The organism is Pseudomonas sp. 8AS (assembly GCF_902506505.1).
Lineage (GTDB): Bacteria > Pseudomonadota > Gammaproteobacteria > Pseudomonadales > Pseudomonadaceae > Aquipseudomonas.
In genome coordinates this window covers 1,718,791-1,741,047 of sequence record NZ_LR733406.1, presented here as the reverse complement: position 1 = coordinate 1,741,047, position 22,257 = coordinate 1,718,791, and the positions used below count along the sequence as shown (strand labels likewise).

The window sequence follows — 22,257 nt, the reverse complement described above, 5'->3', positions numbered from 1 at the left end:
ACCCCGAGCTCAGGCCGGCGAGTTGCGCAGACGCAGAGCGCAATGCTTCCGTGGGAGCGAATTCATTCGCGAAAGCAGGCGCCACAGAGTCATCACCATTGCGAATGAATTCGCACCCACCAAAAGCGCTCTCGTCCTTCGGCAGCACGAACGCACTGATCACGGCGCCATCACAGCCCCTGAAACTGCCTCCCATTGGAGCAGCCGGCATCGGCGGTAATCCAGTTAACCCGCTTAGGTTTCTCGATGAGTCCCATGGCATGGACATGTCCGGACTCTAGAGAGGGCCATGTGCAATGCACGTCAAGGCGAGTAGATGGTCGCCACCCTTCCCGGAAGCCGACTCGGGTTGGCACGACTGAATCCGGCCAGGGTTATTTGCCCTGGCACTGAAAAAGAAAACCCCGCACGCGGGCGGGGTCAAAGGAGCACTGCATCTTGGGGATTTCAGTGGAGTCAGGCTATGGCCCGGTCCGTGAAACTTTCGTGAAGGCAATGTCGATAAAACGGTAAAAACCGCGAATTCCGCTCCCCCGGCGCAGCACTGCGCCCCCGCCCTCAGTCGGCGCTGCGCAGCCACTGCGCCAGGCTGCCGCTGAACAGTGCGGCCTGTTCCTCATGGAGCATTTCCAGCGCCCGGCGCAGGCCCGGATACCAGACTTCGTCATCCAGCTTGTCCGGCAATTGCCCGGGGCGCGGCAACGGCCAGGGGCTGCGGCTGAGCAGTTGATGCAGGCTGAAATGCTCCAGGTCGCGGCACAGTACCCAGCCGCCGCCACCACTGACCCGGCAGACCAGATGTTCGCCCTCGAGGAAGTCGAGCACTTCCTCCCACTCGTTCTCCGGCAGCAGCCAGCCTTCGCGCTGCACGTCGCCATGGCGCAGCGGCACGCCGCGCAGCTGGCGCTCGTGAAACACCCGCAGGATGCCCAGCAGCACCAGCAGCCGCGGCAGCGCGCGGCGGCGCCAATGGCGCGAGGCCGTCAGGTTGCACACCAGCTCGGCACCGAACAGCACGATCAGCCAGGACACGTAGATCCACAGCAGGAACAGCGGCACCGTGGCGAAGGCGCCGTAGATCAGCTGGTAGCCGGGGAACAGGCTGACGAACAGGCCGAACAGCGCCTTGGCCACCTCGAACAGCACGGCGGTGAACAGGCCGCCGAGCAGCGCATTGCGCAGCGGCACCCGGGCATTCGGCACCGTGGCATAGATCAGGGTGAAGGCGGCGACACTGGACAGCAGCGGAGCGAAGCCGAGCAGGGTCTTGGCGCCGATCAGCGCATGCGGCCCGGACAGCAGCGACAGCGAGGTGATGTAGGTGCTCACCGCAAAACCCACGCCGAGCAGCAGCGGGCCCAGGCTGAGGATCGCCCAGTACAGCAGGAAGCTGGACACGCCGCGGCGTGGCTGGCGCACCCGCCAGATGGTGTTGAAGGCCTTTTCGATGGTCACCAGCATCATGAACGCGGTGAGCGCCAGCAGGATCACCCCGGCCCAGGTCAGCTTGCGCGCCTGCACGGTGAACTCGCGCAGGTACTCCTGCACCGTGGCCCCGGACGACGGCACGAAGTTGCGGAAGACGAAGCTCTGGATATCCTCGCCCATGCCCTGGAAGGCCGGGATCGCCGAGAGCATGGCGAAGGTCACGGTCATCATCGGCACCACCGCGAACAGGGTGGTGTAGGTCAGCGCAGCGGCGCTCTGGGTGGCGCGGTCGGCGAAGAAGCGCTGAACCAGGAAACGCCAGAACTCCGTGACATCCTCTAGGCGCTGACGCATTCCCTCTCCTTAGCCATGCTGGACTGCGCTGATCCGCGCCGAGGCAGGTAGAATAGCGCCCACCTCAGGCTAGATGCGACCCATCCATGACCGACTTGACCCTCTACCACAACCCGCGCTGCTCGAAATCCCGCGCTGCCCTGGAACTCCTCGAAGCCCGCGGCCTGACGCCGAACATCGTGCGCTACCTGGAAACCCCGCCCAGCGCCGGCGAGTTGCACAGCCTGCTGGGCAGGCTGGGCATCGGCGCGCGCCAGTTGCTGCGCACCGGCGAGGACGAATACAAGGCGCTTAACCTGGCCGACGGCAGCCTCAGCGAGGCGCAGCTGATCGAAGCCATGGTCGCCCACCCCAAGCTGATCGAACGACCGATCCTGATCGCCGGCGACAAGGCGGTGATCGGCCGGCCGCCGGAGAAAGTCCTGGAGCTGTTGGCATGAGTGCGCCCTACATCCTGGTGCTGTACTACAGCCGCCACGGCGCCACCGCCGAGATGGCCCGGCAGATCGCCCGCGGTGTCGAGCAGGCTGGCCTGGAAGCGCGCCTGCGCACCGTGCCGGCGGTATCCAGCGAGTGCGAGGCGACGGCCCCGGCGATTCCCGCCGAAGGCGCGCCGTACGTCAGCCTCGACGACCTGAAGCACTGCGCCGGCCTGGCCCTGGGCAGCCCGACCCGCTTCGGCAACATGGCCGCGCCCTTGAAGTATTTCCTCGATGGCACCAGCAGCCTGTGGCTGACCGGCGAGCTGGTCGGCAAACCGGCCGGGGTGTTCACCTCCACCTCCAGCCTGCACGGCGGTCAGGAAAGCACCCTGCTGTCGATGATGCTGCCGCTGCTGCACCACGGCATGCTGCTCTGCGGCCTGCCCTACAGCGAGGGCGCCCTGCTCGACACCCGCGGCGGCGGCACGCCCTACGGCCCCAGCCACCATGCCGGGGCCGACAGCAAGCGCGCCCTCGACGAACACGAAATCACCCTGTGCCGCGCCCTCGGGCTGCGCCTGGCCAAAACCGCCCAGCAGCTGGAGACCCCGCGTGGCTAAGCAAGCGAAACCCCTTCCGGCCCTCGACTGGCTGCAACCCCGGCTGAAACTCAGCCGCGCCCTGAGCCTGTTCAGCTTCATCGCCCTGTTCGCCCTGCTGCTGGGCTGGAACCTCGGCTTCGCCGACCTGCACGGCGCGCGCATCTGGGTGGTGCTGAGCATCCAGCTGGTGCCGCTGCTGCTGCTCGCCCCCGGCCTGCTGCTGGGCAGTGCCCGCGCCCACGCCTGGACCTGCTTCGTGGTCAACATCTACTTCATCCAGGGCGTGCTGGCCGCCATCGACCCGGCCCGCGCGCTGTTCGGCATGCTGGAAGCGGTGATCAGCTTCGGCCTGTTCTGCTGCGCCCTGCTCTACACCCGCTGGCGCTTCCAGTACGACCGCAAGCTGGCCGGCGAGGCCTGATGCGCCTGCTGTTGCTGCCGGGCCTGAACGGCAGCAGCCAGCTATTCGCCCCGCTGCTGCCCTGGCTGCAAGGCTTGCAGCCTGTGCCGCTTGAGCTGCCACGCCAGGGTCCGCAGGACAGCGACAGCCTGGTCAGCGCCCTGCTGCCCCGGCTCGGCGCCAGCCCCTTCGTCCTGCTCGGCGAGTCCTTCTCCGGACACCTGGCCTACCAGTTGGCCCTGCGCCAGCCGCCCGGCCTGCGCGGGGTGATCTTCGCCGCCGCGTTCCTCCACCGCCCGCACCCGCTGCTACCACTGAGCCGCTACCTGCCACTGCCCAGGCGCCTGCTCAGCCATGAGCGGCTGTTGCAGCTGCTCTGTGTCGGCCGGAACGCCAGCCCGGCGCTGCTCGAACTACTGCGCGAGGAAATCCGCCAGTTGCCCGACACCCTGCTGCGGGCCCGTCTGCACAGCCTGGCACGGCTGCAGGAACCCGCTCAGCCGCTCGACCTGCCCGCCCTGCACCTGTGGCCGCAGCAGGATCGCCTGGTCTCGCGCAACGCCGCGGCCAGCCTGAACCGGCACTGCAGCGATCTGCGTCGGGTTGCGCTGGACGGGCCGCACTTCGTCCTGCAGAGCCGGGCACAAGCCTGCGCACAGGCGATCAGGGGATTTGTCACGGAGCTAGAAGCGCTGCCGGCCTAACAGCCGGCGCCAGGCAAACGGCTACCAGCCGAGGACTTCCTTGAGGAAGGGAATGGTCAGCTTGCGCTGGGCCTGCAGCGAGGCCTGATCGAGGCGTTCGAGCAGTTCGAACAGCGCGCTCATGCTGCGCTCGCCACGGTTGAGGATGAAGCGCCCGACTTCGTCGGTCAGGTGCAGGCCGCGGCGCGAGGCACGCAGCTGCAGGGCGCGCAGCTTGTCCTCGTCGGACAGTGCATGCAGCTGGAACACCAGCGCCAGGGTCAGACGCGACTGCAGGTCGGCCAGGCCGATCGGCAGTTCGCGCGGTGCGGCGGCAGCGGCGATCAGCAGACGCCGACCGCTGTCACGCAGGCGGTTGAACAGGTGGAACAGCGCCTCTTCCCACTCGGGCCGGCCGGCCACCGCCTCCAGGTCGTCCAGGCAGACCAGCTCGCACTGCTCCAGGTTGTCGAGCAGCTCGGGGCCGTAGTCGGCCACTTCGGCCAGCGGCAGGTAGACCACCGCCTCGCCACGCTGCTCGAAACGCAGGCAGGCCGCCTGCAGCAGATGGCTGCGCCCCACCCCCTCACTACCCCAGAGGTAGATCAGGCTTTCGGTCCAGCCGGCATCGGCCTCGCACAGGCGCTCGACATAGCCGAGGGCCGCGGCGTTGGCGCCGGGATAGTAGTTGGCGAAGGTGGCGTCGTCACGCAGACGCACCCCCAGGGGCAGCTGAATCGGGATCATGCAGGGTTGGGCGGTTCCTCAGAACCGCCTCCGGGCTCACCATAGAGGTCGGAAAGTTTATAGTCTTCGGCGCGCCCTGTCATTGCGGGTCTTTTCCCGTCAATTCAGGTACTTAGCTTTCCTTGACCCTGCTACGTGGTTCTTCGCGGTTCAGTGTTTTCGACACTTTTTCGACAGTTAACCCATGGGGCTAAAGCTGTTGGCTGCTGAGCAGTACCGTTCTTTTAGGCGTTCGCTATGGTCTCTTCGGCATTGTTCACGGAAAAACTGCTTGGCGCCTTTTCTGCATTCGCGGTACTCGATTGATCCGCGTTTGTGATTTGAACACACGGTGCTGCTATCAATGCGGTTGTTAATTGCTGTCCATGTTGCTCGATAGCTCCATTCGCCGCTCCACGCTTTGATTACGTGCCACTCATGGTCAACAGTTTTCTGGCGTGTCTGGCTTTCCTGTTTTCCGCTGCTCTGATAGGCGGACGATTGCCGTATTCCCTCTGTGCTCACAACGTTCACTGCCCCTTTCGGGGTGTAGTTGTTGTCGTTAAACACGGTTTGCTTTGGCTGCTGTTTTTTTTGCTGGCTAGCCCAAAACAGTTCATCCGGGGTTGGCCTGGACGGCTTGGGGGTTTCGTTGAGATCGTACCTAGGCGCGAACTGCTCTTGTGGTTCGGGCTCGGCTGGGGGCGGTGTTTCGCCCTTTATAAGCTTCGAACCTACAAACAGTATCGACGCTGTTATTGCACAGCCTGTGGCAAGCGCCATCCCCATTCGCAGAAATTCGTTCCTCCTGCGTCGTACACGACTCGGGGCGTCATCCCAGTCCGCTCTCATCCTTTCTATCTCCTTCGGGCAATCCAGCGCCTAGCTACTTCCTTGCTAATCGCTATCCCGCGTTTTGATTGGGCAAGTTTGAATGGGCCTCGTCATATTCCGGGCTTGTCTGTCCACATTCCGGCGCGATTGCTCCGCTTGCTATGCGCACCTTTCTCCCGCCCATCTGCGCGATGCGCTGCGCTTGAATCCGCTGGATGGTTTCGACACCCACGAAAAGAGAAAAGACAAAAACCCTTAAAAATCATTCACTTAACCTATCTGCGCCATAGGTGTCTGATTGTTTATAGAAATCATGAGCATGGCGCAGCAAAACCATGATGATCGCCGCCACAGGCAGGGCCAGTAGCACGCCGGTGAAGCCGAACAGCTGGCCGCCGGCAAGGATGGCGAAGATCACCGCCACCGGGTGCAGGCCGATCCGGTCGCCGACCAGCCAGGGGGTCAGCAGCATGCCTTCGAGCAGCTGGCCGATGCCGAAGACCACGGCGATGCCGACCAGCGGGTACAGCTCGAAGCCGCCGAACTGGAACAGCGCCGCCACCAGCGCCGCGCCGAAGCCGACGATGAAGCCCATGTACGGCACGATGCTGGCCAGCCCGGCCAGCACGCCGATCAGCAGGCCCAGTTCCAGGCCGACCAGCATCAGGCCGCCGGCGTAGATGCCGGCCAGCGCCAGCATCACCATCAACTGCCCGCGGATAAAGGCGCCGAGCACCTCATGGCACTCGCCGACCAGGCGCACGATGAAACCCTCACGGGCGCGCGGCAGCAGGCCGCGCAGCTTGGCCAGCATCACGTCCCAGTCGCGCAGCAGGTAGAAGGCCACCACCGGGATCAGCAGCAGATTGCCGAGCCAGCCGAGCAACGCCAGGCTGGAGGCGGTGGCCTGGGCCAGCACCAGGCCGACGATATCGCCGGTCTTGCCCAGGTGTTCGCTGAGCGCCGCCTTGAGCTGGCCCAGACGCCAGAAGTCCTCGGCCAGGCCGAACTGGGCCTGCATCCAGGGCAGCGCCTCGTGCTGCAGGCGGTCGAGCATCAGCGGCACCAGCTCATACAGGCGCACCAGCTGGCGGCCGAGCATGGGCAGCAGCACCAGCAGGAGAATCAGCAGCAGCAGACTGAACAGGCCGAACACCAGCACCACGGCCCAGGTCCGCGACAGCTTGCGCCGTTCCAGGTGATCGACCAGCGGGTCGCCCAGGTAGGCCAGCAGCATGGCCACCAGGAACGGCGAAAGAATCGGGGTCAGCAGGTAGATCAGCCAGCCGCCGAGGAACAGCCCGGCCAGCCACATCCAGCGCCTTGAATCGGTCATCTCGGGCTCTCCGCCTCGGTTCATCCCTGTCTCCGCGCGCCTTGGCCCACGGTTGTGTGCGCTGCTTCAGCCCTTGCGCCCGATGGGCGGGGCGCTGCCGCGCGGCAAGCTACCAGCGAAAACGCAGCAGGTTTGCAGGAGCCGGCGCCGGTGCAGCCCCGGCTGCCGCACTGGCATCCAGTGGCGTGGCATCGGCGGGGATTTCCTGCAGACCGGTCAGGGCCAACTGGGCGCGCAGCTGTTCGGCGCTGGCATTGACCTGCCAGGTCAGCTGGTCGCCCTTGACCTTGATCAGGCGCGCGGCAAAGGGTTCGAGCAGATTCGCCAGATTGGCATAGCGCGCCAGGTCGGTGCCCTGTACTTCGACCAGCAGGGCGCTGGCCGCCCCCGGCTTGACCACGAAACGCGGCGCCAGACGTTCGCTCACGGCCAGCAGCACGGCATCGGCCAGGGCCTTCTGGTCGGCGCCCTGGGCCTTGCCCTGCTCGCGGCTGTCGCCCAGCCACAGGCGCCACTCGGCCTGCCACTGACCACCCGCCTCCGTCGCCTGCACGGCCAGCAAGGCATCGGCGGCATAGCGCTCGGAGGCCGGCTGCAGGGCAGTCGGCTGGTCGGCGCCGAGGGTTTCCGGGGTCGCCAGCAGTTGTTCCTGCAGATCGGCCAGCGGCAGGCGCAGCGGCAGGCCACGGTTCTGCGCGGCCTGGCGCAGCGGCGTGGCCGCTTCCTGGCCATCGCCGAGCAGGCTGGAGCCTTCTACCCCGGCATTCAGCCACCAGGCCAGGATCGCCGGGCGATTGGCACCCCACAGGGCCAGGCCGGCCTGGCGCAGCTTGTTCTCGGTGGTCAGCGGATCGAAGTCGACGATCAGGGTGTCGCCCTCGTAGACGTACTGGCTGACCAGTTGCTGCGGGTCCTTGCGCACCCCCTCCAGGCCCGGCGCCTGCAGCGCCTGGGCATCGCCGGTGAGGCGCAGGACCAGAGTTTCCAGGGCCTTGCCCAGGACCACGCCGCGCTCTCCCGGCTGCTGGCTGGTGACCGCCTCGCGCACCTGGTAGAGGCCGCTGACCGGTTCGGCAAGGGACGGCAGGCTGAGCAGCGCACAGCACAGGGCAAACAGACGGACGAACAGGCGCATGTGAGGTCTCGACGGCTGGAGGTGTGTGCGATGGGCGCACGCGAAGGCTTATACCTTAAACAGCCGCCCGCCACGCGGCAACCGTCGGGGCCGGTGGCCGCTGACGGGCAAGCCTGATAAAATCGCGCGCCTTCGCAGACCGGCACGCGCGTGGACTCCCGCCCGGCCCGGTCGACAACCGCATTTCCCCCTTAAAGGCCTGAACCCATGAGCAAGCAACCCTCCATCAGCTACAAGGACGCCGGTGTAGACATCGACGCCGGCGAAGCCCTGGTCGAACGCATCAAAGGCGTTGCCAAGCGCACCGCCCGCCCGGAGGTCATGGGTGGCCTGGGTGGCTTCGGCGCCCTCTGCGAAATCCCCGCCGGCTACAAGCAGCCGGTACTGGTCAGCGGCACCGACGGCGTCGGCACCAAGCTGCGCCTGGCGCTGAACCTGAACAAGCACGACAGCATCGGCCAGGACCTGGTCGCCATGTGTGTCAACGACCTGGTGGTGTGCGGCGCCGAGCCGCTGTTCTTCCTCGACTACTACGCCACCGGCAAGCTCAACGTCGACGTGGCCGCCACCGTGGTCACCGGCATCGGCGCCGGTTGCGAACTGGCCGGCTGCTCCCTGGTGGGTGGTGAAACCGCCGAGATGCCGGGCATGTACGAAGGCGAAGACTACGACCTGGCCGGCTTCTGCGTCGGCGTGGTGGAAAAGGCCGAGATCATCGACGGCTCGAAAGTCGCTACCGGTGACGCCCTGATCGCCCTGCCCTCGTCCGGCCCGCATTCCAATGGCTACTCGCTGATCCGCAAGATCATCGAAGTCGCCGGCGCCGACATCGAAACCACCCAGGTGGCTGGCAAGCCGCTGACCGACCTGCTGATGGCGCCGACCCGCATCTACGTCAAGCCGCTGCTCAAGCTGATCAAGGAAACCGGCGCGGTCAAGGCCATGGCCCACATCACCGGTGGCGGCCTGCTCGACAACATCCCGCGCGTGCTGCCGCAAGGCGCCCAGGCGGTGGTCGACGTGGCCAGCTGGACCCGCCCGGCGGTGTTCGACTGGCTGCAGGAAAAAGGCAATGTGGATGAGCACGAGATGCACCGCGTACTCAACTGCGGCGTCGGCATGGTCATCTGCGTGGCCCAGGACCAGGTCGAGGCCACCCTGGCCAGCCTGCGCGCCTCGGGCGAAGCGCCGTGGCTGATCGGCCAGATCGGCGTCGCTGCCGAAGGCGCTGCCCAGGTCGTGCTGAACAACCTGAAAGCCCACTGATGGCCGACTGCAATGTCGTGGTGCTGATTTCCGGGTCTGGCAGCAACCTGCAGGCCCTGATCGACAGCCTCGCCAAGGGCGACAGCCCGGCCCGCATCCGCGCGGTGATTTCCAACCGCGCCGATGCCTACGGCCTGGAGCGAGCGAAACAAGCCGGTATCGACACCCGCGTGCTCGACCACAAGCAGTTCGACGGCCGCGAGGCCTTCGATGCCGCCCTGGTCGAGTGCATCGACGGTTTCGCCCCGCAGCTGGTGATCCTGGCCGGCTTCATGCGCATCCTCACCCCCGCCTTCGTCAGCCACTACAGTGGCCGCCTGCTGAACATCCATCCCTCGCTGCTGCCCAAGTACAAGGGCCTGCACACCCACCAGCGAGCGCTGGAGGCCGGCGACCACGAGCATGGCTGCAGCGTGCACTTCGTCACCGAGGAACTCGATGGCGGCCCTCTGGTCGTACAGGCCATAGTGCCGGTGCAGTCGGACGACACGCCGGACAGCCTGGCCCAGCGCGTCCACGCCGAAGAACACCGCATCTACCCGCTGGCCATGCGCTGGTTCGCCGAAGGCCGCCTGCGCCTGGGCAGCACCGGGGCAGAATTGGATGGCCAGGCCCTGCCGCCCTGTGGGCAGCAGCTACGTAACTAGGAGATCGATCGATGCGCCGCGCCCTGTTGTTGCTCCTCGCCCTGTTCAGCCTGCCGCTGGCGGCAGCCGAGCTGACCCCGTTCTCGGCCAGCTACACCGCCGACTGGAAACAACTGCCGATCAGCGGTACCGCCGGACGCAGCCTCAAGCAGCTGGACAACGGCCGCTGGGAACTCAGCTTCGAGGCCGCCATGCTGGTGGCCAGCCTCAGCGAAGTGAGCACCTTCCGCGTGGAAAACGGCACCTTCCTGCCGCTGACCTACCGCTTCGACCGCAGCGGCCTGGGCAAGGCCAAGCAGGTCGAGCATGACTTCGACTGGACCGAGAAGCAGGTGATCGGCAGCGATCGCGGCGAGCCGGTGCGCTTCGCCCTCAACCGCGGCATGCAGGACAAGTCGACCTACCAGCTGGTGCTGCAGGAAGACGTCGCCGCCGGCAAGCAGAGCATGAGCTACCAGGTGGTCGACGGCGACGAGATCGAGGTCTACGACTTCCGCGTGCTCGGCGAGGAGCGCGTGCGCACCAAGGCCGGGCTGATCGACGCGATCAAGGTCGAGCGCGTGCGTGACCCGACCCAGAGCAGCCGCAAGACCGTGCTGTGGTTCGCCAAGGACTGGGACTACCTGCTGGTGCGCCTGCACCAGGTGGAGAAGGACGGCAAGGAATACCAGATCATGCTCAAGGACGGCACCGTCAACGGCCGCACCGTCGAGGGCATCAAGGAGTAAGCACTCCTGCCGAAAACGAGCCGGGCAATGCCCGGCTTTTTTCTGCCTGGCGAAAATGCCCTAGGCTGGTCAGTGAGCCATCAGGGGAAAGCGCCATGAACGACAGCTACCAGCCCATCGCCTGCGACCTCTACGACTACCTGGAGATCGCCTGCCTGCACCATTACCAGTTGCGCATCGAGCTGACCGACGGCAGCGAGCTGGAAGCCGAGGCAGTCAATACAGCGATTACCGCGAACAAGGAGGAGTTCTTCGTGGTACGCGGCACCGGCGGCGAGCAGCGCCTGCGCATGGATCGCCTGCTGGCCATCACCCCGCTGGATGCGGGGGCCAGCTTCGGCCGGGTGCTGCTGGGCAATGCGCGCTGCTAGCAGCGCCACCCGGCCAACACCGATTCCGGGTGCGCCCAGTCCAGATCCGGGGCGGGTAAATCCGGTGGCAAAAGCAAACGGGGAGCGCACAAAAAAGCCGGGCAATGCCCGGCTTTTTCATGCAGCGACCTTCACCACATCAGGTCGTCCGGCACCTGGTAGGCGGCGTACGGGTCGTCGGCGTCCGGCGCCTCGGTCTGGGTGTTGAGCAGCAGCACGCGCTGCGGGTCGCGCTCCTGGATCTTCAGCGCGGCCTCGCGCGGGATGATCTCGTAGCCGCCGGCATGCCGGACGATGGCCAGCGAGCCGCGGCTGAGCTTGTCGCGCAGCATGCCGTTGACCGCGATGCGCTTGACCTTCTTGTCGTCGACGAAGTTGTAGTAGTCCTCGCTGTTGATCTTCGGCAGGCGCGAGGTCTCGATCAGCTGCTTGATCTGCGCGGCACGGGCCTTCTGCGCCGCCTTCTCCTGCTGCTGGCGGTTCAGCTCCTGGTCCTTGGCCTGCTTCTCAGCCATGGCCTGCAGGGCGGCCTGTTTCTGCGAATCGTCGACTTCGACCTGGTTCTTCTTCTCCAGGCGCTGCTGCTTCTGCTTCTGCTTGCCGGCCTGCTTGGCCTGTTTTTCATTGACCAGGCCGGCTTTCAGCAGCTGGTCGCGGAGGGAAAGGCTCATAGGGCATTCAATCTCGACAGTTAACAGCCAGGCAGGCGTTTTTCCTGCTGCTTGGCTTCGCCCCACAGGGCATCCAGTTGTTCCAGGCTGCAATTCTCAATGGGCTGGCCGGCTGCGCGCAAGGTTTGTTCGATAAAGCGAAAGCGCCGCTCGAACTTGCCGTTGGCACTGCGCAGGGCGGTTTCCGGATCGACCTTGAGATGACGCGCCAGGTTGGTGACCACGAACAGCAGGTCGCCGATTTCCTCAGCCACCGCCTCGGCGTCGTTTTCGCTCATGGCCTCCAGCACTTCGTCCAGCTCCTCGCGCACCTTGTCCACCACCGGCAGGGCAGCGGGCCAGTCGAAACCGACCCGGGCCGCGCGCTTCTGCAGCTTGGCCGCGCGGCTCAGGGCCGGCAGCGCGTGGGGCACATCATCGAGCAGGGATAGCTGTTCAGGGGCGGCGGCCTTCTCGGCACGCTCCTCGGCCTTGAGCTCCTCCCAACGCTGCTTGACCGCCGCTTCTTCGAGTTTCGCCGCATCCGGCGCGCCATACAGGTCGCCATCGGGAAACACGTGCGGGTGACGGCGGATCAGCTTGGCCGTGATGCCGTCGACCACCTGGGCGAACTCGAAGCGCCCCTCCTCGCGGGCCAGCTGACTGTAATAGACCACCTGGAACAGCAGGTCACCGAGCTCGCCCGGCAGGTGCGCGAAGTCGCCACGCTCGATGGCGTCGGCCACCTCGTAGGCTTCCTCGATGGTGTAGGGCACGATGCTCGCATAGCTCTGCTTGAGGTCCCACGGGCAGCCGTGCTGCGGGTCGCGCAGGCGGGCCATCAGGTGCAGCAGGTCGTCGAGTTGGTACATGACAAGCCCCGAAACAGGTGAGGGTTAGGGTTGGACATGGCAGCGGAAAAGCCCGCCTGGCTGTAGCCAGCGAGCATTTCCGGCGCCACTGCAACCACGCCAGGCCGAGCGCAGCCGCTCAATTGCTGCGGCTGCGGCGGACCTCGATGATGTTGGGCAGCTGCGAGATACGCCCGAGCAGGCGGCCCAGGGCATCCAGCCCGGGAATCTCGATGGTCAGCTGCATCGACGCGGTGTTGTCTTCCTTGTTCGAGCGGGTATTGACCGCCAGCACGTTGAGCCGCTCGTTGAGCAGCAGCTGCGACACGTCGCGCAGCAGGCCGGAACGGTCGTAGGCCTTGATGATGATATCCACCGGGTAGGTCTGCACCGGCACCGGCCCCCAGCTGACCTGGATGATCCGCTCCGGCTCGCGCCCGGCCAGTTGCAGCACCGAGGCGCAATCCTGGCGGTGGATGCTGACCCCGCGGCCAACGGTGATGTAGCCGACAATCGGGTCGCCCGGCAGCGGCTGGCAGCAACCGGCCATCTGCGTCAGCAGGTTGCCGACGCCCTGGATCTGGATATCGCCACGCTTTCCCGGCTTGATGCTGCCGGCGGCGCGCCGCGGAATCAGCTCCAGCTGCTCGCTGCTGCGCTCCGGCTCGACCAGCTGCTGGGCCATGTTGACCGCATGGGCCAGGCGCAGGTCGCCGGCACCGAGGGCGGCGTACATGTCCTCGGCGGTCTTCATGTTGCACTTGTCGGCCAGCTTGTCGAAGTCCACGTGGGGCAGCGCCAGACGCCCCAGCTCGCGGTCGAGCATGGTCTTGCCGGCGGCGACGTTCTGGTCACGGTCCTGCAGCTTGAACCAGTGGACGATCTTCGCCCGCGCCCGGCTGGTGGTGATGTAGCCGAGGTTGGAGTTGAGCCAGTCGCGGCTCGGCGAGCCGTGCTTGCCGGTGATGATCTCCACCTGCTCGCCGGTCTGCAGGCTGTAGCTGAGCGGCACGATACGGCCGTTGACCTTGGCGCCGCGGCAGTTGTGGCCGATCTGGGTGTGCACCCGGTAGGCGAAGTCCAGCGGCGTGGCGCCCTTGGGCAGGTCGATGGCATGGCCGTCCGGGGTGAACACGTAGACCCGGTCCGGCTCGATGTCGACGCGCAGCTGCTCGGCCAAACCGCCAATATCGCCCAGCTCCTCGTGCCACTCGAGCACCTGGCGCAGCCAGGAGATCTTCTCCTCGTAATGGTCGGAGTTGCCCTTGACGTCGGTGCCCTTGTACTTCCAGTGCGCGCACACGCCCAGCTCGGCTTCCTCGTGCATGGCCGAGGTGCGGATCTGTACTTCCAGCACCTTGCCGTCCGGGCCGATCACCGCGGTATGCAGGGAGCGGTAGCCGTTCTCCTTGGGGTTGGCGATGTAGTCGTCGAACTCCTTGGGGATGTGCCGCCACAGGCTGTGCACGATACCCAGCGCGGTGTAGCAGTCGCGCATCTCCGGCACCAGCACGCGCACCGCGCGCACGTCGTAGATCTGGCTGAACTGCAGGCCCTTGCGCTGCATCTTGCGCCAGATCGAATAGATGTGTTTCGCTCGCCCGCTGATGTCGGCCTTGATCCCGGCGGCGGTCAGCTCGTCGCGCAGCTGCTGCATCACGTCGGCGATGTACTGCTGGCGATCCAGGCGACGCTCGTGCAGCAGCTTGGCGATCTGCTTGTACTGCTCGGGCTCCAGGTAGCGGAAGGACAGGTCCTCCAGCTCCCACTTGATATGGCCGATGCCTAAGCGGTGGGCCAGCGGCGCGTAGATGTCGAACACCTCGCGGGCCACGCGGTGGCGCTTCTCGTCGTCGGCATGCTTGACCGCGCGGATCGCGCAGGTGCGTTCGGCCAGCTTGATCAGCGCCACGCGCACGTCGTCGACCATGGCCACCAGCATCTTGCGCAGGTTCTCCACCTGCGCCTGGGAGCCGAGCACCAGGGAATCGCGCGGGTTGAGGCTGGCGCTGATCGCCGCCATGCGCAGCACGCCCTCGACCAGCTTGGCCACCACCGGGCCGAATTTTTCCTGCACGGTCTTGAGGGTGATCTTGCCTTCGCGCACGGTGCGGTAGATCACCGCGGCGACCAGCGAATCCTGGTCGAGCTTGAGGTCGGCGAGGATCTCGGCGATCTCAAGGCCCGTGCGGAAGCTGGAGTTACCCTCGGCCCACAGGTTCTGCGCGGCATTGGCCTGCTGCTCGGCGTCGCGGGCGAACTCGCAGGCGACTTTCAGCGCCGCGCGGTCCAGCGCCGGATCGGCACTCAGGGTGTGGTCCAGCCACGCCTCCAGGTTGATGCTGCCGTCATCGTTGATCGGCTGATGAGCCCTGACCTGTACCATTGTTTACCTTCCCTACGGCGAGCCCTAGCCCTGCCGGATGATCGCTGGCCTTCTCTGAGCCAGTCGGATTGCGTGAGCGTCCTAGCCCACCTCGAATAACGCCATCGCCTCGACATGCGCCGTCTGCGGGAACATGTCGAGGATGCCGGCCCGCTTGAGCCGATACCCCTGGCGCACCAGCTCGGCCGCATCGCGGGCCAGGGTCGCCGGGTTGCACGATACATAGACCAGGCGCCGGGCACCCAGGGTGCCAATCTGTTTGACCACCTCGAACGCGCCGTCACGCGGCGGGTCGAGCAAGACCGCGTCGAACGGCTGCCGGGCCCAGCCGGCCTCGGTCAGCGGTTTCGACAGATCGGCCTGGAAAAAGTGCAGATTGCCCAGGCCATTGGCCGCGGCATTGCCGCGCGCCCGCTCGACCATCGCCTGCACCCCTTCCACCGCCACCACCTCGCGCACCCGCTGGGCCAGCGGCAGGGCGAAGTTGCCCAGGCCGCAAAACAGGTCCAGCACGCGCTCGCCAGTCTGCGGCGCCAACCAGTCTAGCGCCTGTTCGACCATCGCCTGATTGACCGGCTCGTTGACCTGAACGAAATCGCCCGGCCGGTACTGCAGCTCCAGGTTCCACGGTTCCAGGCGGTAACCCAGGCTCAGTCCGGGCTGATCGGCCGCCGGCTCGCCGGCACCGTGCAGCCACAGCTGCGCCCGATGCTCGGCGCAGAAGCTGCGCAGGCGCGTCAGGTCGGCCTCGCCCAGCGGCGCCGTGTGACGCAGCAGCAGGGCCGCCTGGGTGCCGTGGAACAGCTCGACGTGACCCAGCGCCTGGGGTTTATCCAGGCTGCGCAGTAACAGCGGTAACGCGCGCAGCAAGGGCTGCAAGGGCTGTACCAGCACCGGGCAATCGGCGATGGCGACTATGTCCTGGCTGGTGGCGGCGCGGAACCCCACCTCCAGCTGCCTGGCCTTGGCGTCCCAGCGCACGGCGATGCGCGCGCGGCGGCGGTAGGCGAACTCGGGGCCGACCAGCGGCGCCGCCCATTGGTCCGGCTGCACAGCGGCAACCCGCTGCAGTTGCTCACTCAGGCTGCGCTGTTTCAGGGCGAGCTGCTCGGCGTGCGGCAGGTGCTGCAGGGTGCAACCGCCGCAGCGGCCGGCATGCGCGCAGGGCGGCTGACGGCGCAGCTCCACCGCCTGCAGGATGCGCTCGGCGCGGGCCTCGACCACCTGGCTGCGGGCCGCCAGCACGCGCGCCTCGACCTCCTCGCCCGGCAGGCCGCCGGCGACGAACCAGCTGCGCCCGTCGACGAAGGCGATGCCGCGGCCATCGTTGGCCAGCCGCTCGATGGTCAGCTTCTGTTTCTTGCCCACCGGCACCTGCGCCTTGCGCTCGCCGCCACTGGGTTGGAAACGCAAGCCACTGCTGCGCTTGGCCATCTGCACTACCTGCTGATCAATAGGTGAACATGGGCCGCAGCCTGGCTGCGGCCGTGGTGATTACTGCGGGTCGTCGTAGATCCCGGTGGACAGGTAGCGGTCGCCGCGGTCGCAGATGATCGCCACCATCACCGCATTCTCCACTTCCGCAGACAGGCGCAGCATGCCGGCCACCGCCCCGCCGGAGGAAACACCGCAGAAGATGCCCTCCTCGCGCGCCAGGCGGCGCATCACCTGCTCGGCCTCCTGCTGGCCCATGTCGATCACCCGGTCGACCCGCGTGGCGTCGAAGATCTTCGGCAGGTATTCCTCGGGCCAGCGGCGGATGCCGGGGATCGCCGAGCCTTCCTGGGGCTGCAGGCCGACGATCTGCACCGCCGGGTTCTGTTCCTTGAGGTAACGCGACACCCCCATGATGGTGCCGGTGGTACCCATGGAGCTGATGAAGTGTGTGATGCGGCCCTGGGTCTGCTGCCAGATCTCCGGGCCGGTGCTGCTGTAGTGGGCCACCGGGTTGTCGCCGTTGGCGAACTGGTCGAGCACCTTGCCGCGCCCCTCCTCCTGCATCTGCAGGGCCAGGTCGCGGGCACCTTCCATGCTGTCGACCAGGATCAGCTCGGCGCCGTAGGCGGTCATCGCCGCCTTGCGTTCGGCGGTGGAGTTGTCCGGCATGATCAGCACCATCTTGTAGCCCTTGATCGCCGCGGCCATGGCCAGGGCGATGCCGGTGTTGCCGCTGGTGGCCTCGATCAGCACGTCGCCGGGGCGGATGTCGCCGCGCAGCTCGGCGCGGCTGATCATCGACAGCGCCGGGCGATCCTTCACCGAACCGGCCGGGTTGTTGCCTTCCAGCTTCACCAGCAGGGTATTGGAGGTGTTGCCGGGCAGGCGTTGCAGGCGTACCAGCGGGGTGTTGCCGATGCACTCGGCGATAGTGGGGAACTGCAGGCTCATGGCGAACTGAATGATCCGGGTACAGATGAAGACGCCCATGATACCGGCAAACCGGGCCAGGCCATATTGCGGAACGCTCGCAGTTTATTACCGCGGGTTATGAAGAGGCCGCCGAGCCACGGCTGAAGGCGCCGCCGGGCCAGGGGCGTCGTCGTTTCGCCAGCCTCCACCGGGCGCAGTAGAACAGCCGCACAGTCAGCTCCAAGGCCAGTTGCTGGCAATTGCGCAAAAGCCCTGGGAGATTCCCGATCGATGTACCGCTAAACTGCCGGCAACACCACGATGGAGAAGGTCGTGTTCAAGGAACTCGGTATCAAGGGCCGCGTGCTGCTGCTCACCCTGCTGCCCACCAGCCTGCTGGCGCTGGTGCTCGGCGGCTATTTCACCTGGATGCAGTTGGCCGAGCTGCGCAGCCAGCTGCAACAGCGCGGCGAACTGATGGTGCAGCAGCTCGCCCCGCTGGCCGCCACGGCACTCGGACGCAACGACGCCGCGCTGCTCGAGCGCCTGGCCAAGGAGACCCTCAACCAGGACGATGTACGGGCCGTCAACTTCCTCTCCAGCGAGCGCACGCCCCTGGCCCACGCCGGCCCGAGCATGCTCAGCCCGCCGCCGCAAAGCGATGGCAGCCCGCTGGTGCAAAGCAGCGGGCGCGACGCCACACGCTTTCTGCTGCCGGTGTACGGCCGCCACCGCAGCCTGGTCAGCGCGCAGAGCGATGCCGAGGCCAATCGCCTGATCGGCTGGGTCGAGCTAGAGCTGTCGCACCACCGCACTCTGCTGCAGGGCTACCGCAGCCTGTTCGCCAGCCTGCTGCTGATCGCCGCCGGGCTGACCGTCACCGCCCTGCTCGCCCTGCGTATGAGCCGCAGCATCAACGAGCCGCTGCGCAGCATCAAACAGGGGGTGGCCCAGCTCAAGGACGGCAACCTGCAGACGCGCCTGCCGGCGCTGGGCAATCACGAGCTGGACGAGCTGGCCTCGGGCATCAACCGCATGGCCGAGTCGCTGCAGAACGCCCAGGACGAACTGCAACACAGCATCGACCAGGCCACCGAGGACGTGCGGCAGAACCTGGAAACCATCGAGATCCAGAACATCGAGCTGGACTTCGCACGCAAGGAGGCCCTGGAAGCCAGCCGGATCAAGTCCGAATTCCTCGCCAACATGAGCCACGAGATCCGCACCCCGCTCAACGGCATTCTCGGCTTCACCAACCTGCTGCAGAAAAGCGACATGAGCCCGCGCCAGCAGGACTACCTGAACACCATCGAGAAGTCCGCCGAGAGCCTGCTGGGGATCATCAACGAGATCCTCGACTTCTCCAAGATCGAGGCCGGCAAGCTGATCCTGGAAAGCATCCCGTTCAACCTGCGCGACCTGCTGCAGGACACCCTGACCATCCTCGCCCCGGCCGCCCACGAGAAGCAGCTGGAGCTGGTCAGCCTGATCTACCGCGACACGCCGCTGTCGCTGCAGGGCGACCCGCAACGCCTCAAGCAGGTGCTGACCAACCTGGTGAGCAACGCCATCAAGTTCACCCGCGAAGGCACCATCGCCCTGCGCGCCATGGTCGAGGACGAAAGCGACGACCGCGCGCAGCTGCGCATCAGCGTGCAGGACACCGGCGTCGGCCTCTCCGAGGACGACCAGCGCGCGCTGTTCCAGGCCTTCAGCCAGGCCGACAACTCGCTGAGCCGCCAGGCCGGCGGCACCGGCCTGGGCCTGGTGATTTCCAAGCGCCTGATCGAACAGATGGGTGGCGAGATCGGCGTCGACAGCAGCCCGGGCAGCGGCTCGGAGTTCTGGATCAGCCTGAGCCTGCCCAAGGCCCGCGACGACAGCGAAGACCTGCCGCGCGCGCCACTGGGCGGCCGGCGCGTGGTGCTGCTGGAAAGCCATGCGCTGGTCAACCAGTCCCTGCAGCACCAGCTGGAGGACTGCGGCCTGCAGGTGCATAGCTGCAGCAGCCTCGACAGCCTGCTCGAATGCGTGGAGCAGCAGCACCGGGGCGAGTGGCCGATCGAACTGGCGGTACTCGGCGTGCGCGCCCAGGAACTGTCACCGGAACAGCTCAGCCAGCGGGTCTGGGACCTCGAGCGGCTCAACTGCAAGAGCCTGGTGCTGTGCCCCACCACCGAACAGGCGCTGTACCACCAGAGCCTGCCGGATGCACACCGCCAGCTGCAGGCCAAGCCGGCCTGCACGCGCAAGCTGCAACGCGCGCTGATCGACCTGATCTACCCGCGCCCGCACAAGGTCGAGGCGCGCCAGCCGCTGACCAGCCGCGCCCCGCGCCTGCTCTGCGTCGACGACAACCCGGCCAACCTGCTGCTGGTGCAGACCCTGCTCGGCGACATGGGCGCCGAGGTGATCGCCGTCGACAGCGGCTATGCGGCCCTCGACTGCGTCCAGCAGCACAGCTTCGACCTGGTCTTCATGGACGTGCAGATGCCCGGCCTGGATGGTCGCCAGACCACCGAGGCGCTGCGCCTGTGGGAACAGGAGCACGGCCGCAGCCCGATGCCGATCATCGCCCTGACCGCCCACGCCCTGGCCAACGAGAAGCGCGCCCTGCTGCAGAGCGGCATGGACGACTACCTGACCAAGCCGATCAACGAGCGCCAGCTGGCCCAGGTGGTACTCAAGTGGACCGGCCTGGACCTGCGCAGCCAGCCGGCCACGGAGGCGGCCGAGGCGCAGCCGGCAACCAGTACGCTGTGCGTGCTGGACCCCGAGGAAGGCCTGCGCCTGGCCGCCGGCAAGGCCGACCTGGCCAGCGACATGCTGGGCATGCTGCTGGCCTCGCTGGCCGCCGACCGCCAGACCATCCGCCAGGCCCGCGATGCCGGCGAGCGCAACGTGCTGATCGAACGCGTCCACCGCCTGCACGGCGCCACCCGCTACTGCGGCGTGCCGCAGTTGCGCGCCGCCTGCCAGCGTTGCGAAACCCTGCTGAAGCAGGACGACCCGGCGGCGCAGCAGGCCCTCGACGAACTGGACGCCGCCATCGCCCGCCTGGCCGAGGAAGCCGCAGTCAGCGCCTGAGGCCTCGCTGCCGCGCCATGGCAGCGGTCCCTAACCCACTCACAGACGCAGGCTGGCAGCCTGCGCCCAGCCCCGGAAACCTGCCATGCGCACCCTCCTGTTCAGCAGCAAACCCTATGACCGCGACAGCTTCCTCGCCGCCGACTGGCCCGCCGGCTGGCCGCTGCAGTTCCAGGAGGCCCGCCTGAGCCTGGATACCGCCACCCTGGCCGAGGGCTATGCGGTGGTCTGCCCGTTCATCAACGACGACCTCTCGGCGCCCGTGCTGCAACGCCTGGCCGCCGGCGGCACGCGGCTGATCGCCCTGCGCTCGGCCGGCTACAACCATGTCGATCTGAAGGCCGCGCAGCAGCTGGGCCTGACCGTGGTGCGGGTGCCCGCCTACTCGCCCTTTGCCGTGGCCGAACACGCGGTGGCGCTGATCCTGGCGCTCAACCGGCGCATCCACCGCGCCTTCAACCGCACCCGCGAGGGCGACTTCAGCCTGCACGGGCTGAGCGGTTTCGACCTGCACGGCAAGACCGTCGGCATCATCGGCGGCGGCCAGATCGGCCTGGCCTTCGCCCGCATCATGGCCGGCTTCGGCTGCCACAACCTGCTGCACGACCCCTGCCCGCTGGCCAACCTGGACGCCGTCAACGGCCGCCAGGTTGGCCTCGACGAGCTGCTCGCCAGCAGCGATGTCATCAGCCTGCACTGCCCGCTGACGCCCAGCAGCCACCACCTGATCGACGCCGCGCGCCTGGCGCAGATGAAGCCCGGCGCCATGCTGATCAACACCGGGCGCGGCGCGCTGGTCGACACCCCGGCACTGATCGGCGCGCTGAAAAGCGGCCAGCTCGGCTACCTGGGCCTGGATGTCTATGAAGAAGAAGCCGAACTGTTCTTCGAGGATCGCTCCGACCAGCCCCTGCAGGACGACGTGCTGGCGCGCCTGCTGAGCTTCCCCAATGTCATCGTCACCGCCCACCAGGCCTTCCTCACCCGCGAGGCGCTGAGCGCCATCGCCGTCACCACCCGCGACAACATCGCCGCCTGGGCCGCCGGCCGCCCGGTCAATCAGGTGCAACCTGGGCCGTGATAGCATGCCGGCACCATTCCGGAGGACCCATGGCCGAACACGATTTCCGCTATTCCCTGCTTGCCCCGCAACACACCCTGACCGAGTGCCGTGCCCTGTCGCCCGGCCGCTACCAGGTGACCGGCAACGGCGGCTCGATTCAACCCGGCGACACCCTGCTGGTGACCCTCAAGGGCAGCCGTTCCCTGACCCTGCGCCTGCTCGTGGAGAAGGTCCGCCACATGATCACCCCGCCCGGCCAGTGGCTGGCGGTCGCCAACGGCCCGGCCTTCCGCGAACTGACTATCCTCAACTGGCAGGTCAACTGCAACGGCTGCGCCAGCCAGCTGGACTTCGAGTTCGCCGTGGACGCCGCCCTGGGCGAACAGGCCCGCCCGGCCGCCGCCGAGGCACGCATCCGGGAACTCGGCTGGCACAGCCATGACGGTCAGCACTTCTGCCCCCGCTGCACGGAGAAAAGCGCATGAAGCCAACGCTCGCCCTCGGTCTGCTCGCCGCCTGCCTGGCCGGCTGTGCGGCCGACCCGATTCGACTGGAAAGTGACAAGACCTACCAGGTGGAATGGATCGGCGAGCGCCCGCTGATCGACCGCAGCCACCTGACCCTGACCCTCGGCGAGGATGGCCGCGCCTACGGCAACGCCGGCTGCAACCACTGGTTCGCCTCTTTCACCCTGGAGGGCGACAAGCTGACCTTCGGCCCGGCCGGCAGCACCCGCAAGATGTGCGCACCGGCGCTGATGGAGCAGGAGCAGCGCTTCCTCGCCACCCTCGGCAGCGTGCAGCGCTGGGATGTCTCGGGGATCGGCCAGCTGCGCCTGTGGCCGGCCGAAGGCAAGCCCATCCGCCTGTGGCCGGAAGAAGGCTGAGGCCAGCCCCGCAGCTTTCCAACCTCGCCGTAGGGTGCGCCGTGCGCACCAGA

22 protein-coding genes are annotated in these 22,257 nt (G+C 66.8%); 12 read left to right on the top strand and 10 right to left on the bottom strand.

Features of this window, described 5'->3' with window-relative positions; genetic code table 11:
• Positions 1-558 precede the first annotated feature (558 nt).
• Positions 559-1,782, bottom strand: a complete 1,224-nt coding sequence (locus GV001_RS08160) for a YihY family inner membrane protein (protein WP_160079139.1) — start codon at positions 1,780-1,782, stop codon at positions 559-561.
• Between the two features lie 86 nt (positions 1,783-1,868).
• Between GV001_RS08160 and arsC the strand changes: the two genes are divergently transcribed.
• From arsC to GV001_RS08140, 4 genes are read left to right on the top strand one after another with little or no spacing between them, the layout of a single operon-like run.
• A complete protein-coding gene (gene arsC / locus GV001_RS08155; RefSeq protein ID WP_160079138.1) occupies positions 1,869-2,222 on the top strand; it encodes an arsenate reductase (glutaredoxin) in 354 nt (117 codons plus the stop codon).
• Positions 2,219-2,824, top strand: coding sequence for an NAD(P)H:quinone oxidoreductase (wrbA, locus tag GV001_RS08150; protein ID WP_160079137.1), 606 nt, complete (start codon positions 2,219-2,221; stop codon positions 2,822-2,824). Before arsC ends, wrbA begins: the two co-directional genes overlap by 4 nt.
• A complete protein-coding gene (locus tag GV001_RS08145; RefSeq protein ID WP_160079136.1) occupies positions 2,817-3,227 on the top strand; it encodes a DUF2069 domain-containing protein in 411 nt (136 codons plus the stop codon). Before wrbA ends, GV001_RS08145 begins: the two co-directional genes overlap by 8 nt.
• On the top strand, positions 3,227-3,910 hold the full coding sequence (locus GV001_RS08140) for an alpha/beta fold hydrolase (protein ID WP_160079135.1): 684 nt from the start codon (positions 3,227-3,229) through the stop codon (positions 3,908-3,910). Before GV001_RS08145 ends, GV001_RS08140 begins: the two co-directional genes overlap by 1 nt.
• A 21-nt stretch (positions 3,911-3,931) precedes the next feature.
• Here GV001_RS08140 and hda read toward each other — a convergent pair whose 3' ends face one another.
• From hda to GV001_RS08120, 4 genes are all read right to left on the bottom strand, one after another.
• Complete coding sequence (gene hda / locus GV001_RS08135) at positions 3,932-4,636, bottom strand: DnaA regulatory inactivator Hda (protein ID WP_160079134.1); 705 nt, start codon at positions 4,634-4,636, stop codon at positions 3,932-3,934.
• A 177-nt stretch (positions 4,637-4,813) separates the two neighbouring features.
• Positions 4,814-5,404 carry a hypothetical protein gene (locus GV001_RS08130; protein ID WP_160079133.1) on the bottom strand — a complete coding sequence of 197 codons (591 nt, stop codon included), beginning with the start codon at positions 5,402-5,404 and terminating at the stop codon, positions 4,814-4,816.
• Between the two features lie 307 nt (positions 5,405-5,711).
• Positions 5,712-6,785 (bottom strand): AI-2E family transporter, encoded by a 1,074-nt coding sequence (locus GV001_RS08125; RefSeq protein ID WP_160079132.1) that lies wholly within the window; start codon positions 6,783-6,785, stop codon positions 5,712-5,714.
• Positions 6,786-6,894: 109 nt separating this feature from the next.
• Positions 6,895-7,920: a DUF2066 domain-containing protein gene (locus GV001_RS08120; RefSeq protein ID WP_160079131.1), complete on the bottom strand. Its 1,026-nt coding sequence runs from the start codon at positions 7,918-7,920 to the stop codon at positions 6,895-6,897.
• A gap of 207 nt (positions 7,921-8,127) precedes the next feature.
• On the opposite strand from GV001_RS08120, the gene purM reads away from it, so the two are divergent.
• The 4 genes from purM (at position 8,128) to GV001_RS08100 (ending at position 10,932) form a co-directional block, all read left to right on the top strand.
• Entirely contained in the window at positions 8,128-9,186 is a 1,059-nt protein-coding gene (purM, locus tag GV001_RS08115) for a phosphoribosylformylglycinamidine cyclo-ligase (RefSeq protein ID WP_160079130.1), read from the top strand.
• Positions 9,186-9,833 carry a phosphoribosylglycinamide formyltransferase gene (gene purN, locus GV001_RS08110; protein WP_372238518.1) on the top strand — a complete coding sequence of 216 codons (648 nt, stop codon included), beginning with the start codon at positions 9,186-9,188 and terminating at the stop codon, positions 9,831-9,833. The genes purM and purN overlap by 1 nt, the downstream gene beginning before the upstream one ends.
• A gap of 11 nt (positions 9,834-9,844) precedes the next feature.
• On the top strand, positions 9,845-10,561 hold the full coding sequence (locus tag GV001_RS08105; protein ID WP_160079129.1) for a DUF3108 domain-containing protein: 717 nt from the start codon (positions 9,845-9,847) through the stop codon (positions 10,559-10,561).
• A gap of 95 nt (positions 10,562-10,656) precedes the next feature.
• Positions 10,657-10,932 carry a Rho-binding antiterminator gene (locus tag GV001_RS08100; protein WP_160079128.1) on the top strand — a complete coding sequence of 92 codons (276 nt, stop codon included), beginning with the start codon at positions 10,657-10,659 and terminating at the stop codon, positions 10,930-10,932.
• Positions 10,933-11,063: 131 nt separating this feature from the next.
• Here the strand turns inward: GV001_RS08100 and GV001_RS08095 are convergent, their stop codons facing one another.
• From GV001_RS08095 to cysM, 5 genes are all read right to left on the bottom strand, one after another.
• Positions 11,064-11,603, bottom strand: a complete 540-nt coding sequence (locus GV001_RS08095; protein ID WP_160079127.1) for a DUF2058 domain-containing protein — start codon at positions 11,601-11,603, stop codon at positions 11,064-11,066.
• Positions 11,604-11,623: 20 nt separating this feature from the next.
• Positions 11,624-12,454: a nucleoside triphosphate pyrophosphohydrolase gene (mazG, locus tag GV001_RS08090; protein WP_160079126.1), complete on the bottom strand. Its 831-nt coding sequence runs from the start codon at positions 12,452-12,454 to the stop codon at positions 11,624-11,626.
• Positions 12,455-12,572: 118 nt separating this feature from the next.
• Entirely contained in the window at positions 12,573-14,819 is a 2,247-nt protein-coding gene (gene relA, locus GV001_RS08085; RefSeq protein ID WP_160079125.1) for a GTP diphosphokinase, read from the bottom strand.
• A gap of 81 nt (positions 14,820-14,900) precedes the next feature.
• The gene (gene rlmD / locus GV001_RS08080) at positions 14,901-16,253 is read right to left on the bottom strand and encodes a 23S rRNA (uracil(1939)-C(5))-methyltransferase RlmD (RefSeq protein ID WP_160079124.1); all 1,353 of its coding nucleotides are present in this window, start codon (positions 16,251-16,253) and stop codon (positions 14,901-14,903) included.
• Positions 16,254-16,313: 60 nt separating this feature from the next.
• Positions 16,314-17,207 carry a cysteine synthase CysM gene (gene cysM / locus GV001_RS08075; protein ID WP_160083236.1) on the bottom strand — a complete coding sequence of 298 codons (894 nt, stop codon included), beginning with the start codon at positions 17,205-17,207 and terminating at the stop codon, positions 16,314-16,316.
• A 294-nt stretch (positions 17,208-17,501) separates the two neighbouring features.
• Between cysM and GV001_RS08070 the strand changes: the two genes are divergently transcribed.
• The 4 genes from GV001_RS08070 (at position 17,502) to GV001_RS08055 (ending at position 22,204) form a co-directional block, all read left to right on the top strand.
• Positions 17,502-20,255, top strand: a complete 2,754-nt coding sequence (locus tag GV001_RS08070; protein WP_160079123.1) for a response regulator — start codon at positions 17,502-17,504, stop codon at positions 20,253-20,255.
• 85 nt (positions 20,256-20,340) lie between these two features.
• Positions 20,341-21,336, top strand: a complete 996-nt coding sequence (locus tag GV001_RS08065) for a 2-hydroxyacid dehydrogenase (protein WP_160079122.1) — start codon at positions 20,341-20,343, stop codon at positions 21,334-21,336.
• Positions 21,337-21,365: 29 nt separating this feature from the next.
• Positions 21,366-21,803, top strand: a complete 438-nt coding sequence (locus GV001_RS08060; protein WP_160079121.1) for a hypothetical protein — start codon at positions 21,366-21,368, stop codon at positions 21,801-21,803.
• Positions 21,800-22,204 (top strand): META domain-containing protein, encoded by a 405-nt coding sequence (locus GV001_RS08055; protein ID WP_160079120.1) that lies wholly within the window; start codon positions 21,800-21,802, stop codon positions 22,202-22,204. Before GV001_RS08060 ends, GV001_RS08055 begins: the two co-directional genes overlap by 4 nt.
• The last annotated feature ends 53 nt before the right edge of the window (positions 22,205-22,257 follow it).